The following is a 12823-nucleotide window of genomic DNA, read 5'->3' on the forward strand; positions in this document are numbered from 1 at the left end:
GTGCGCTACCTACACGGCGACCCCGGCCACGACCTGACCTACGACGACGTCTTCCTGGTGCCCGGCCGCTCCGCGGTCGAGAGCCGCTTCGACGTCGACCTGTCCACATCGGACGGCACGGGCGCGACCATCCCGATCGTGGTGGCCAACATGACCGCCGTCGCGGGCAGGCGGATGGCCGAGACGGTCGCCCGCCGCGGCGGGCTGGTCGTGCTGCCCCAGGACGTGGCCCCCGAGGCCGTCGCCGACATCGTGGCCTGGGTGAAGTCCCGGCACACCGTCTGGGACACCCCGCTGGTGCTCACCGCGGGCGACGCCGTGGCCGACGCCATCAACCTGCTGCCCAAGCGCGCCCACGGCGCGGTCGTGGTGGTCGACGACGCCGGGCGGCCGGTCGGGGTGGTGGACGAGGCCGCCTGCCACGGCGTCGACCGGTTCACCCGGCTGGGGGAGATCGCCGAGCCGGTGCACGCGCTGCCGCTGGGCACCGCCCCGCGCGCGGTGTTCGAGCACCTGGCCGAGCACGCGGCGCGGATCGCGGTCGCGGTCGGCCCGGACGGCGCGCTCGCGGGCGTGCTCACCGAGAAGGGCGCGCTGCGGGCGGAGATCTACAAGCCCGCCGTCGACGCAGGCGGCAGGCTGCGCATCGCCGCGGCCGTCGGGGTGAACGGCGACGTCGCGGCCAAGGCGGCCGCGCTGCTGAGCGCGGGTGTGGACACGCTGGTGGTCGACACCGCGCACGGGCACCAGGAGAAGATGCTGACCGCGCTGAAGGCCGTGCGCTCGGTCAACCCGTCGGTGCCGGTCGTCGCGGGCAACGTGGTGACCGCCGAGGGCGTGCGCGACCTGGTCGAGGCGGGCGCCGACGTGGTGAAGGTGGGCGTCGGCCCGGGCGCGATGTGCACGACGCGGATGATGACCGGCGTCGGGCGGCCCCAGTTCTCCGCCGTCGCCGAGTGCGCCGCCGCGGCGCGGGCGCTGGGCAAGCACGTGTGGGCCGACGGCGGCGTCCGGCACCCGCGCGACGTCGCGCTCGCGCTGGCCGCGGGCGCGGCCAACGTGATGATCGGGTCGTGGTTCGCGGGCACCTACGAGTCCCCCGGCGACCTCCAGCGCGACGAGGCCGGGCGGGCCTACAAGGAGTCCTTCGGGATGGCGTCCAAGCGCGCCGTCTCAGCCCGCACGCGCGCCGACAGCGGCTACGACCGGGCCCGCAAGGCGCTGTTCGAGGAGGGCATCTCCTCCTCCCGGATGCGGCTGGACCCCGCCGCGCCCGGGGTGGAGGACCTGATCGACGGCATCTGCTCGGGCGTGCGGTCGGCCTTCACCTACGCGGGGGCGCGCACGGTGCCGGAGTTCCACGAGCGCGCCGTCGTCGGCGTGCAGTCGGCGGCGGGCTTCGCCGAGGGCAGGCCGCTCCCCGCCGGGTGGTGAGCGGCCCGCCCGCGGGCGTCACAGCGAGTGGTCCTCCAGCATCTCGGTCACCAGGGCGGCGATCGGCGAGCGCTCGCTGCGGGTGAGCGTGACGTGGGCGAACAGCGGGTGGCCCTTGAGCTTCTCGATCACCGCGGCCACCCCGTCGTGCCTGCCGACGCGCAGGTTGTCGCGCTGGGCGACGTCGTGGGTCAGCACGACGCGGGAGTTGGTGCCCAGCCGGGACAGCACGGTCAGCAGGACGTTGCGCTCCAGCGACTGCGCCTCGTCGACGATGACGAACGAGTCGTGCAGGGAGCGGCCGCGGATGTGGGTCAGCGGCAGGACCTCCAGCATCTCCCGGCCCAGCACCTCGTCGATGACGGCCTTGCTGACCAGCGCGCCGAGGGTGTCGAAGACCGCCTGCGCCCAGGGCTGCATCTTCTCCGACTCCGAACCGGGCAGGTAGCCCAGGTCCTGCCCGCCCACGGCGTACATCGGGCGGAAGACCACCACCTTGCGGTGCAGGTTGCGCTCCAGCACCGCCTCCAGGCCCGCGCACAGCGCCAGCGCGGACTTGCCGGTGCCCGCCCGACCGCCCAGGGAGACGATGCCGATCTCCTGGTCGAGCAGCAGGTCCAGCGCTATGCGCTGCTCGGCGGAGCGGCCGTGCAGGCCGAACGCCTCGCGGTCGCCGCGGACCAGCCGCACGCGCTTGTCCGCGGTCACCCGGCCCAGCGCGCTCTGCCCGCCCGCGTGCAGCCGCAGGCCGGTGTTGCAGGGCAGCTCGACCTCCATGCCGTAGTCGAGCGGGTCCACCTGGTCCTGGGAGAACAGGTCGTTGATGAAGCCCTGGGGCACCGACAGGTCGGCCATGCCCGACCAGCCGGAGGTGACCACCTCGCCCGCGCGGTACTCGTCGGCGGCCAGGCCGACCGCGGCGGCCTTGACCCGCAGCGGGATGTCCTTGGTCACCAGCGTGACCTCGGGCGTCTCGGCGGCGAGGTTGAGCGCGCAGGCCAGGATGCGGGCGTCGTTGGCGTCGGTGCGGAAGCCCGCGGGCAGCACCGCCGGGTCGGTGTGGTTCAGCTCGACGCGCAGCGTGCCGCCGCTGTCGCCGACCGGGACGGGGGTGTCGAGGCGGCCGTGCTTGAGCCGCAGGTCGTCGAGCAGTCGCAGGGTCTCCCTGGCGAACCAGCCGAGTTCGGGGTGGTGCCGCTTGCCCTCCAGCTCGCTGACCACCACGAGCGGGATGACGACCGAGTGCTCGGCGAAGCGGGTCAGCGCCCACGGGTCGGCGAGCAGGACCGAGGTGTCGATGACGTAGGTGCGGGCTGTGCCGCCCTCCTCGTCGGCCTGGGCGGTGCGGGACGAGCCTGAGGACTGGCTGGCAGTGCGCCTGGACGATGCGGTCACGGCAACTCCCTCGCGGACGCGGGCACCGCGTCCGCTCCTCGACGGGCCGGGCACCTGCCCCGGTGTGGACCGTCAGCGCGGTCCACGGGGGCCGGGTGCCTGCCCCCTCGCCAGTTCGCTCACGACCAGGGCCTCCCGGGTCGGGTCGCAATGGACACGGCCCGACAGGTCGGACGCTACCCGCGCGTGCCGACAATCGGCAGACCGCCGCACAGGTGATTCGGTGATCGGTCACCGGGGAGTCACATGCGCGCCACGTCGATGACGTCCCGCGCGCAATCCGGCCAGGGATTATACCAGGTCAGGAGCCGAAACGGCGGTGGCGAATTCCGTAGGCGCGCAGCGCGCGGAGGAAGTCCGTGCGCCGGAAATCGGGCCAGTACGCCTCGCAGAAGTGGAACTCCGAATGCGCCGACTGCCACAGCAGGAATCCGGAGAGGCGCTGCTCCCCCGAGGTGCGGATCACCAGGTCGGGGTCGGGCTGGCCGGAGGTGTAGAGGTGCTCGGCGATGTGGTCGACGGTCAGCACCTCGGCCAGCTCCTCGATGCTGGTGCCCGCCTCGGCGTGCTGCTGCAGCAGCTTGCGCACCGCGTCGGCGATCTCCCGGCGGCCGCCGTAGCCGACGGCGATGTTGACCTCCATCCCGGTGCGCCCCTCGGCCCGGGTCCGCCCGGCCGCGTTGACCAGCCGCTCGGCGGTCTCGGCAGGCAGGATGTCCAGCGCGCCGATGAGCCGCAGCCGCCAGGGCAGGCCGGGCTCGGCGAGCTCGTCCACCACGTCGCCGATGATCTCCAGCAGGGGCGCCAGCTCGGCGGCGGGCCGGGCGAGGTTGTCGGTGGACAGCAGCCACAGCGTGACCACCTCGACCCCGACCTCGTCGCACCAGCCCAGCAGGTCGGCGATGCGCTGCGCGCCCACCCGGTGGCCGTCGTTGACGTCGGTGAACCCGGCCTCCCGCGCCCAGCGCCGGTTGCCGTCGAGCATGACCCCGACGTGCCGGGGGATCTTGCCGCCGGTCTGCTGGAAGAGGCGTTTCTCGTAGAGGCCGTACACGACATCGGCAACGCGCCTGCGAAGACTCACGGCCTGCCAGGGTACCCCTTTCGGGTGCACACTGGGTTGCGTGGAACCGGACCTCACAGCACTGGAACGACTTCTCCACGAGTCCCGCACAATCGCCGTCGTCGGCCTCAGCGCCGACCCGCGCAGGCCGAGCGCGGGCGTGGCGCGGTACCTGGTGTCGGCCGGGCTGACGGTGCATCCGGTGAACCCGGCGCTGACGACGTGGGAGGGGCTGCCCGCCTATCCGTCGCTCGCGGAGGTGCCCGGCCCGATTGACATCGTGGACGTGTTCCGCCGCCCGGAGCACGCGCCCGGCATCGCCCGCGAGGCCGTCGCGGTGGGCGCGGGGGCGCTGTGGCTGCAGCTGGGCGTGATCAGCGAGGAGGCCGCGCGCATCGCCCGCGAGGGCGGGTTGGACGTGGTGATGGACCGCTGCCTGGGCGTCGAGCACCGCGAGGTCGTCGGCTGGTCGTGATCGCTGTTACAAGCAACCCTGCCTACCGTGCCGTAACCTCGACGGCGTGACCGCTGCCCTCCAGGACCGGCCTCGCCCCACCAAGCCCCGCCTGCGCGGCGTGATCCACTTCTGGTCGTTCTTCGTCTCCCTGGCAACCGGCGCGACGCTGGTCAGCCTGGCGGCGACGGTCTCGCCCATCGCCGCCTTGGCCACCTCGGTGTACGCGGTGACGGTGCTGGGCCTGTTCGGGGTGAGCGCGCTCTACCACCGCCGCTGGTGGGTCTCCGAATCCGCCCGCACGTGGATGAAGCGCCTCGACCACTCGATGATCTTCCTGTTCATCGCCGGGACGTACACCCCGTTCTCCCTGCTGGCCATGTCCCAGCCCACGGGCTACATCGTCCTGGGCATCGTCTGGGGCGGCGCGATCCTCGGCGTGGCCCTCAAGCTCCTGTGGCCCCACGCCCCCCGCTGGCTCGGCACCCCCATCTACATCGCCCTGGGCTGGGTCGCCGTCTTCGTCCTCCCGGAACTCCTCCACAACGCAGGCGTAGCCGCCCTGGTCCTCCTCCTGGTGGGCGGCCTCTTCTACACCATCGGCGCCATCTTCTACGCCACGAAGTGGCCCAACCCGTGGCCCACCGTCTTCGGCCACCACGAGTTCTTCCACGCCGCCACCGTCCTCGCAGCCCTCTGCCACTACATCGCGATCTGGTTCGCGATCTTCCCCTAGCGGGGGTTCATTCCGGTTTGCGGGCCTCGACGAGCACGCGGCGGCTGTGGGAGGTGAAGCTGCCGGTTGTGGTGATGTGGTCGTGCATGGCTCGGAGGCGGGCGTGGTAGCGGGGGACGGTGAAGTCGGGGACGGTCCAGATCACCTTGCGGAGGAAGTAGATCACTGCGGCTACGTCGAAGAACTCGACGCGGAGGGTGGCGGGGCGGAGGGTGAGGATTTCCAAGGGGGCGAGGGTGGTGCGGAGTTCGGCGGCGGTGGGGCGTGGGGGTGGGAGGGGGCCGAGGAAGAACTCCGAGAGTTCGCGGTTCGTGCCGTCGCCGATCTGCTGGGTGAGGACGCGGCCGCCGGGGCGCAGGACGCGGGTGATCTCCGCCCACGGGGTGTGGGTGGGGTGGCGGCTGGTGACCAGGTCCAGGGATTCGGTGCGGAACGGCAGGAGGGTGCGTTCGGCGACCCTGATGACCTGTGCGTCCGGGAGGTTGCGGCGGGCGATGGCGGCGTTGGGGGGCCAGGCCTCCGTGGCGAACAGCAGGCGCGGGCGGATCGGGGCTTCGGCGACGACCTCGCCGCCGCCGGTCTGCAGGTCGGCGGCGGCGGTCGCGGTCGAGAGGCGGTCGGCGAGCAGGGCCGAGTAGCGCCACGGCGGGCGCTCCTCGGTGGCCTGCCGTCGAACCAGGAGAAGTCCCAGCCGTCGGTGGGGACGGCGGCGCCCTCGGCCACCAGCTCGTCGAACGTCCGCATCAGTCGACGAGCTCGCCTTCCAGCAGACCCATCAGGTACACGTCGTGCCACTGGCCGTCGCGGCGGAACGCCTGGCGGAGCCTGCCCTCCTCCACGAAGCCGACCTTGCGGTAGACGTGGCGGGCGCGGTCGTTGTCGTCGACGACGCCGAGCTCGATGGAGTGCAGCCGCATGAAGTCGAAGCCGTAGCGGCACATCAGCCGCAGGGCCTCGGTGCCGTAGCCGCCGTTCCAGCAGTCCTTCTCGCCGATGTAGATGTCCAGCTCGGCGCGGGCCGTCTCCGGCTTGGCGTCGCGCAGGACGATGATGCCGATGAGCCGGGCGTCGGCGATGGTCTCGATGCCGAAGACCGTGCGGCTGAAGGAGTTGCGGGGCAGGTCGGCCCAGCGCTTGCGCATGGCGGCCAGCGGCTCCGGGTACGCGCCGTCGAGCCAGCGGGTGACCTCGGGGTCGTTGTGCCAGCGCCAGACCGCGTCGGCGTCCTCTGGCTCCATCGCTCGCAGGCGCACGAGCTTGCCGGTCAGTGCCACAACGCCCTCCTACAGGTCCGGACCCTTCGCCCGCAGATCATCGACCTTCGACATCGCCGCCCGCAGCTCATTTAGCCACTGCTCGGTGTGCTGGCCGACCAGCCGCACCGCCCAGGCCAGGGCGTCGGAGCGGGAGCGGGCCACGCCCGCGGCCACCAGGGTGTCGAGCACCTGGCGCTCGGGCTGGCGCAGCCGGGTCATCACCGGCACCGCGATGACGGTGAACAGCTCGCGCGTGCTGCCCAGCTTCGCGCCCCAGGCCACCTTGCGGCCGTACCGGTGCTCGGCCTGGCGGGCGATCTCGATGCGGTCCTCCCGCGTCTCCTCCCGCCAGCGGCCGATCCGCCCGGACTCGGCCGCCGCGCGGGCGGCGTCGTCGCGGTAGTCGCCGGTCAGCGGCGGGAGCTCGCCGACGACGGTGATCTCCTCGCGGTCGATCACGATCTCCGGCTCGCCCGCGAACCAGTCCGGCAGCCGCCCGGAGAACCACGCCGGGGCGTCGTCGGCGCTGGGCAGGTCGCCCTGCCACCGGTGTCCACGCATGTCCGCTCCAATGATTACATGATTACGTCCTTACCGAGGTTACGCCGATGCCCGGCTGCCACCAGGGCGTTCGCTCAGAGCAGAGACCGCAGCTCGTCCGCGGTCGTCACCGGCCGGTCGCACACATAGCCCCGGCAGACGTACGCCGCGGGCACCCCGCCGACCAGCGGCCGATCGGCCAGCAGCGGCGCGGAGTCCGGCTCGCCCGCCAGCACGACGGCCCCGCCCGGCGCGTGCCGGACGGCCACCTCGACCAGCTCCCCGGATCCGGCGACGGCGACCTGGATCGGCCCGGCGACCAGGGCTTCGGCCACGGTCAGCCAGTGGCCCGCGAAGCGCGGCGCGCGGGCGGCCAGCAGGCCGGACCGGTGCACGGCCGCCTCGGCCGCCGCCCGGTACCGCTGCGGCGAGCCGGTCAGCGCCGAGGCCGTCAGCAGCGCCCCGGCCAGGGCGGACGCGCCTGCGGGCGAGGCGTTGTCCCCCGGGTCGCCCGGCCGCCAGACCAGCGCGTCGGCGTCGTCGGCGGTGTCGTGGTAGGCCCCGGGCGCGCCCGGGTCGGCGAAGCGCTCCAGCGCGGTGTCCAGCAGCGAGCACGCCGCGGTCAGCCACCGCTGCTCGGCCGTGGCCTGGTGCAGCGCCAGCAGCCCGTCGGCCAGGCAGCCGTAGTCCTCCAGCACGCCCGATGCCGAGCCGACCACGCCGTCCCGCGACGTGCGCCGCAGCCTGCCGTCCACCAGGTGCAGGTCCAGCAGGAGGTCGGCGGCCCGGGCGGCGGCCTCGACCCACGACGGCTGCCCGAGCGCCCGACCGGCCTCGGCGAGCGCGCCGATGGCCAGCCCGTTCCACGCCGTGACGACCTTGTCGTCGCGCCCCGGCTGCGGCCGCGCCTGCCGCGCCGCCAGCAGCGCCGCGCGCACCCGCGCCCAGCGGTCGGCGTCGTCGACCTCCCCCAGCTGCAACGTCGACGCCCCGTCCTCGAAGGTCCCGTCCGGGGTGACCTTGAGCAGCGCGGCCGCCCACGCGCCGTCGGCCTCCCCCAGCACCTCGACCAGCTGCGCGGGCGTCCACACGTAGGTCAGCCCCTCGACGCCCTCGGTGTCGGCGTCCAGCGACGAGGCGAACCCGCCTTGGGCCGTCATCAGGTCGGTCAGCAGGAACCGCGCGGTGTCCTCGGCGACCTCCCGGTAGCGCGCGACCCCGGTGCGCCGGGCGAGGTGGGCGTAGAGCCGCAGCAGCAGGGCGTTGTCGTAGAGCATCTTCTCGAAGTGGGGCACCACCCAGCCCGCGTCCACGCTGTACCGGGCGAAGCCGCCCGCGAGCTGGTCGTTGAGCCCGCCGTCGGCCATCGCCCGCGCCGTGCCCTCCACGATGGACAGCGCCTCGACCGACCCGGTGCGCTCGTGGTGGCGCAGCAGGAACTCCAGCACCATCGACGGCGGGAACTTCGGGGCCGTGCCGAAGCCGCCGTGGCGGCGGTCGTACTCGCCCAGCAGCGACGCGGCCGCCCCGGCCAGCGCCCCGGCGTCGACCGGCGACGGCGCCAGCGGCGCGGACTGCTCCCGCAGCGCCGCCACGACCTTGGCCCCCGCCGCCCGCACCTCGGCCCCGCGCGCGGTCCACGCCTCGTGCACGGCCTCCAGCACCTGGGTGAACGACGGCATGCCCGGCCGCGGCGTCGGCGGGAAGTAGGTGCCGCAGTGGAACGGCTCGCCATCGGGGGTCAGGAAGCAGGTCATCGGCCAGCCGCCGTGGCCGGTCATGGCCTGGGTGGCGGTCATGTAGACCGCGTCGATGTCCGGGCGCTCCTCGCGGTCGACCTTGACGTTGACGAACCACCCGTTCATCAGCGCCGCGGTGGCCTCGTCCTCGAACGACTCGTGGGCCATGACGTGGCACCAGTGGCAGGCGGCGTACCCGACCGACAGCAGCACCGGCACGTCCCGCCTGCGCGCCTCGGCGAACGCCTCGGGCGACCACTCCCACCAGTCCACGGGGTTGTCGGCGTGCTGGAGCAGGTAGGGGCTGGTGGAGTCGCTGAGCCGGTTCGCCATGACCCCACCCTCTCAAATGCCGTGCCCCGCGGCCTGCGGGTGCGCGACACTCCCCCGGTGCTGCTCACCCTGACCACGACCCGTGCGCCCGCGACCGACCTCGGCTACCTGCTGTTCAAGCATCCCGGGAAGGCCCAGCGGTTCGACACCTCCGCGGGCCCGGCGTTCGTGTTCTACCCGCGCGCGGACGCCGAGGAGTGCACGGCGGCGCTGCTGCTGGAGGTCGACCCGGTCGCCCTCTCGCGCGCCCACCGCGACCAGGACACCGGCCTGGGCCACTACGTCAACGACGGCCCGTACGCGGCAGGCTCGCTGCTGGCGGTCGCACTGGGCAAGGTGTTCAAGACGGCGATGAACGGCCGCTGCGACGCCCGCCCCGAGCTGGCCGCCACCCCGATCCCGCTGCGCGTCCACGTCCCGTGCGCCCCCTGCACCGCCGCCGACCTGCCGCAGCGGCTGTTCGGCCCGCTGGGCTGGCAGGTCGAGGCCGGGCGCGTCCCGCTGGACCCGGCCTTCCCGGAGTGGGGCGACGCGCCCTACGTCGACCTGCGGCTCAGCGGGGAGATCCGGCTGGCCGACGCGCTGCGCCAGCTGTACGTGCTGCTACCGGTCCTGCACGATGCCAAGCACTACTGGGTCGGCGACGACGAGGTGGACAAGCTGCTGCGCGTCGGCGGCGACTGGCTGGCAGGCCACCCCGAGCGCGAGCTGATCAGCGCGCGCTACCTCAAGCACCGGGGCGCCTACGTGCGCTCGGCGCTGGAGCGGCTCACCGAGCTGGACGGGACCGAGCCGCCGCAGGAGCGGTCCGAGCACCGCCCGCTGGCCGCGCTGCGCCGGGCCGCGGTGCTCGACGTGCTGCGCGAGGTCGGCGCGCGGCGGGTGCTGGACCTGGGCTGCGGCGGCGGCGCGCTGCTGCGCGAGCTGGTCGCCGACCCGGCGTTCACCGAGGTCGTCGGCACCGATGTCGCCCCGCGCGCGCTCGCGGGCGTGGCCAGGTGGCTGGAGCGGCTGCCGGAGCGGACCAGGGCGCGCGTCGAGGTGCGGCAGTCGTCGCTGACCTACGGCGACCCGTCGCTGGCGGGCTACGACGCCGCGGTCCTCATGGAGGTGGTCGAGCACGTCGACCCCGAGCGGCTGCCCGCGCTGGAGCGCGCGGTGTTCGGCGTCGCCCGGCCCGCGCACGTCGTGGTCACCACCCCGAACGTCGAGCACAACGCGCGGTTCCCCGGCCTGACCGGGCTGCGCCACCCGGACCACCGCTTCGAGTGGACCCGGGCGCAGTTCCGCGCCTGGGCGCAGGCCATCCCCGGCTACACCGCGGTCTTCCGCCCGGTCGGCCCGGACGACCCCGAGGTCGGCCCGCCCACCCAGCTGGCCCTGCTCACCCGCGAGGAGGCGTGATGGACCTGGTGATCCCCGACATGGCACTGGTGGTGCTGATCGGCGCCTCCGGCTCGGGCAAGTCCACCTTCGCCCGCAAGCACTTCCTGCCCACGCAGGTGCTCTCCAGCGACTTCTTCCGCGGCCTGGTCGCCGACGACGAGAACGACCAGACGGCCTCCGCGGCCGCCTTCGACACCCTGCACTACGTCGCGGGCAAGCGCTTGCAGGCGGGCCGCATCACGGTGGTCGACGCGACGAACGTGCAGCGCGAGGTGCGCGCGCAGTTGGTGAAGCTGGCGCGGGAGCACCACGTGCTGCCCGTGGCGATCGTGCTGGACCTGCCGGAGTCGGTGTGCGTCGCGCGCAACGCCGCGCGGCCGGACCGCGACTTCGGGGCCCACGTCGTGCACCGGCACCGCGCCCTGCTGCGCAAGTCCCTCGGCGGGCTGGCGCGCGAGGGGTTCCGCCGGGTCCACGTGCTGCGCGGGCAGTCCGAAGTGGACGCGGCCAGGATCGTGGTCGAACCGCTGCGCAACGACCTGCGCGGCGAGACCGGGCCGTTCGACGTGATCGGCGACGTCCACGGGTGCCGGGCCGAGCTGGAGGACCTGCTCGCCGAGCTGGGGTACGCCCTGGAGCGCGACGCCGAGGGGCGGGCGGTCGGGGCGGCGCACCCCGCGGGCAGGCGGGCGGTCTTCGTCGGCGACCTCGTCGACCGCGGCCCCGACACCCCGGGCGTGCTGCGGCTGGTCATGGGCATGGTCGGCGCGGGGAACGCCTACGCGGTGTGCGGCAACCACGAGCAGAAGCTCGCGCGGGCGCTGGCCGGGCGCAAGGTGACCGTCGCCCACGGGCTCGCCGAGTCGCTGGCGCAGCTGGAGGCCGAGCCGCCGGAGTTCCGCGCGGCCGTCCGCGACTTCTGCGACGAGCTGCTGGCCCACTACGTCCTCGACGGCGGCAGGCTGGTCGTCGCGCACGCGGGCCTGCCCGAGCGCTACCACGGCCGGGCGTCGAGCGCGGTGCGCTCCTTCGCCCTCTACGGCGACACCACCGGCGAGACCGACGAGTACGGCCTGCCGGTGCGCTACCCCTGGGCGACCGAGTACCGCGGCACGGCGATGGTCCTGTATGGACACACGCCGACGCCGGAGGCCGAGTGGGTCAACAACACCATGTGCCTGGACACCGGCGTGGTCTTCGGCGGGAAGCTGACGGCCCTGCGCTACCCGGAACGGACCGTGGTGTCCGTGCCCGCCCGCGAGGTCTGGTACGAGCCGGTCCGCCCGCTGGCAGGCCCCACCCGCGACCCGGACTTCCTCGACCTGGCCGACGTCGCGGGCCGCCGGGTGGTGGAGACCGGCTACGGCGAGGTGTCGGTGCGCGCCGAGCAGGCCGCGGCCGCGCTGGAGGTGATGAGCCGCTTCGCCGTGGACCCGCGCGTGCTGTGGTACCTGCCGCCGACGATGGCCCCGGCGCCCACCCACCCCGACGGCGACCTGCTGGAGCACCCGCGCGAGGCGTTCGCCGACTACCTGCGCCAGGGCGTGCGGGAGGTGCTGTGCGAGGAGAAGCACATGGGCTCGCGCGCGGTCGTCCTGGTGCGCCGGGACGGCTCCGGCGTGGTGCACACCCGGACCGGGCGGGCCTTCTTCCCCGCGGGCGAGGACGTGCTGCCCCGGGTCGCAGGCGCCGTGGCGGCGGCCGGGCTGTGGGCCGAGCTGGGCACCGACTGGCTGCTGCTGGACACCGAGATCATGCCGTGGACCGCCAAGGCCGCCGAGCTGGTCAAGGACCAGTACGCGGCGGTCGGCGCGGCCGCGGGGGCGGCCCTGCCCGCGGCGGCGGCGGCGCTGGCCGCGACCGCCGAGCGCGGGATCGACGTGGCGGCGCTGCTGGGGCGCACCCGCGGCCGGGCGGCCAACGCCGCGGCGTTCCGCGCGGCCTACCGGGGGTACTGCCGCGGGCCGCTGCGGATCGCGCCGTTCCAGGTGCTGGCCACGGCCGGGGCGACCCACCACACCGCGCCGCACCGGTGGCACCTCGGGATCGCCGACCGGCTGGTCGCGGCCGACCCCGAGCTGTTCGCGCCGACCCGGCGGCTGGCCGTGGACACCGGCGACCCCGAATCGGTGGCCGCGGGCGTGGCCTGGTGGGCGGAGCTGACGGCGGCGGGCGGCGAGGGCATGGTCGTCAAGCCCGCGGCGAACCTGGTGCTGCGCGGCGACCGCCCGGTGCAGCCCGGCATCAAGGTGCGCGGGCCGGAGTACCTGCGGATCGTCTACGGCCCGGACTACCGCGACCCGGCGAACCTGGCCCGGCTGCGCGAGCGCAGGCTCGGCCACAAGCGGTCGCTGGCGCAGCGGGAGTACGCCCTGGGCCTGGCCGGGCTCGACCGGCTGGCGCGCGGGGAGCCGCTGTGGCGCGTGCACGAGTGCGTGTTCGCGGTGCTCGCGCTGGAGTCGGACCCGGTGGACCCGCGGCTGTGAC

The 12823-nt window shown here is 74.1% G+C and carries 11 protein-coding genes and 1 pseudogene; 5 read left to right on the forward strand and 7 right to left on the reverse strand.

The window, feature by feature from the left end; all coding sequences use genetic code 11:
* The gene (gene guaB1 / locus ACWEPX_RS28635) at window positions 1-1434 is read left to right on the forward strand and encodes a GMP reductase (protein ID WP_451900362.1); all 1434 of its coding nucleotides are present in this window, start codon (window positions 1-3) and stop codon (window positions 1432-1434) included.
* An 18-nt stretch (window positions 1435-1452) separates the two neighbouring features.
* Here the strand turns inward: guaB1 and ACWEPX_RS28640 are convergent, their stop codons facing one another.
* On the reverse strand, window positions 1453-2733 hold the full coding sequence (locus ACWEPX_RS28640) for a PhoH family protein (protein ID WP_451900391.1): 1281 nt from the start codon (window positions 2731-2733) through the stop codon (window positions 1453-1455).
* Between the two features lie 397 nt (window positions 2734-3130).
* Window positions 3131-3913, reverse strand: coding sequence for an isoprenyl transferase (locus tag ACWEPX_RS28645; protein ID WP_451900363.1), 783 nt, complete (start codon window positions 3911-3913; stop codon window positions 3131-3133).
* A gap of 40 nt (window positions 3914-3953) precedes the next feature.
* Between ACWEPX_RS28645 and ACWEPX_RS28650 the strand changes: the two genes are divergently transcribed.
* On the forward strand, window positions 3954-4367 hold the full coding sequence (locus ACWEPX_RS28650) for a CoA-binding protein (RefSeq protein ID WP_451900364.1): 414 nt from the start codon (window positions 3954-3956) through the stop codon (window positions 4365-4367).
* Window positions 4368-4413: 46 nt separating this feature from the next.
* Window positions 4414-5082 (forward strand): PAQR family membrane homeostasis protein TrhA, encoded by a 669-nt coding sequence (trhA, locus tag ACWEPX_RS28655; RefSeq protein ID WP_451900365.1) that lies wholly within the window; start codon window positions 4414-4416, stop codon window positions 5080-5082.
* 7 nt (window positions 5083-5089) lie between these two features.
* On the opposite strand, the gene ACWEPX_RS28660 is transcribed toward trhA, so the two are convergent.
* The 5 genes and pseudogenes from ACWEPX_RS28660 to ACWEPX_RS28680 form a co-directional block, all read right to left on the reverse strand.
* Window positions 5090-5308 carry a hypothetical protein gene (locus tag ACWEPX_RS28660; protein ID WP_451900366.1) on the reverse strand — a complete coding sequence of 73 codons (219 nt, stop codon included), beginning with the start codon at window positions 5306-5308 and terminating at the stop codon, window positions 5090-5092.
* Between the two features lie 168 nt (window positions 5309-5476).
* A pseudogene (locus tag ACWEPX_RS28665) lies at window positions 5477-5773 on the reverse strand (methyltransferase domain-containing protein); the annotation flags it as partial.
* A 52-nt stretch (window positions 5774-5825) separates the two neighbouring features.
* A complete protein-coding gene (locus ACWEPX_RS28670; protein ID WP_451900392.1) occupies window positions 5826-6320 on the reverse strand; it encodes a GNAT family N-acetyltransferase in 495 nt (164 codons plus the stop codon).
* 45 nt (window positions 6321-6365) lie between these two features.
* A complete protein-coding gene (locus tag ACWEPX_RS28675) occupies window positions 6366-6899 on the reverse strand; it encodes a hypothetical protein (RefSeq protein WP_451900367.1) in 534 nt (177 codons plus the stop codon).
* Window positions 6900-6973: 74 nt separating this feature from the next.
* A complete protein-coding gene (locus ACWEPX_RS28680; RefSeq protein WP_451900368.1) occupies window positions 6974-8950 on the reverse strand; it encodes a thioredoxin domain-containing protein in 1977 nt (658 codons plus the stop codon).
* A 57-nt stretch (window positions 8951-9007) separates the two neighbouring features.
* Between ACWEPX_RS28680 and ACWEPX_RS28685 the strand changes: the two genes are divergently transcribed.
* Complete coding sequence (locus tag ACWEPX_RS28685) at window positions 9008-10354, forward strand: 3' terminal RNA ribose 2'-O-methyltransferase Hen1 (protein WP_451900393.1); 1347 nt, start codon at window positions 9008-9010, stop codon at window positions 10352-10354.
* Entirely contained in the window at window positions 10354-12822 is a 2469-nt protein-coding gene (locus tag ACWEPX_RS28690; protein ID WP_451900369.1) for a polynucleotide kinase-phosphatase, read from the forward strand. The genes ACWEPX_RS28685 and ACWEPX_RS28690 overlap by 1 nt, the downstream gene beginning before the upstream one ends.
* Window position 12823 lies beyond the last annotated feature (1 nt).

The organism is Actinokineospora sp. NPDC004072 (genome assembly GCF_053604195.1).

What these genes read in the sequence shown, in the direction of transcription:
- ACWEPX_RS28670 (WP_451900392.1), bottom strand. Translation starts at nt 6,320, where the DNA reads ATGGAGCCAGAGGACGCCGACGCGGTCTGGCGCTGGCACAACGACCCC.
- ACWEPX_RS28675 (WP_451900367.1), bottom strand. Translation starts at nt 6,899, where the DNA reads ATGCGTGGACACCGGTGGCAGGGCGACCTGCCCAGCGCCGACGACGCC.
- ACWEPX_RS28690 (WP_451900369.1), top strand. Translation starts at nt 10,354, where the DNA reads ATGGACCTGGTGATCCCCGACATGGCACTGGTGGTGCTGATCGGCGCC.
- ACWEPX_RS28680 (WP_451900368.1), bottom strand. Translation starts at nt 8,950, where the DNA reads ATGGCGAACCGGCTCAGCGACTCCACCAGCCCCTACCTGCTCCAGCAC.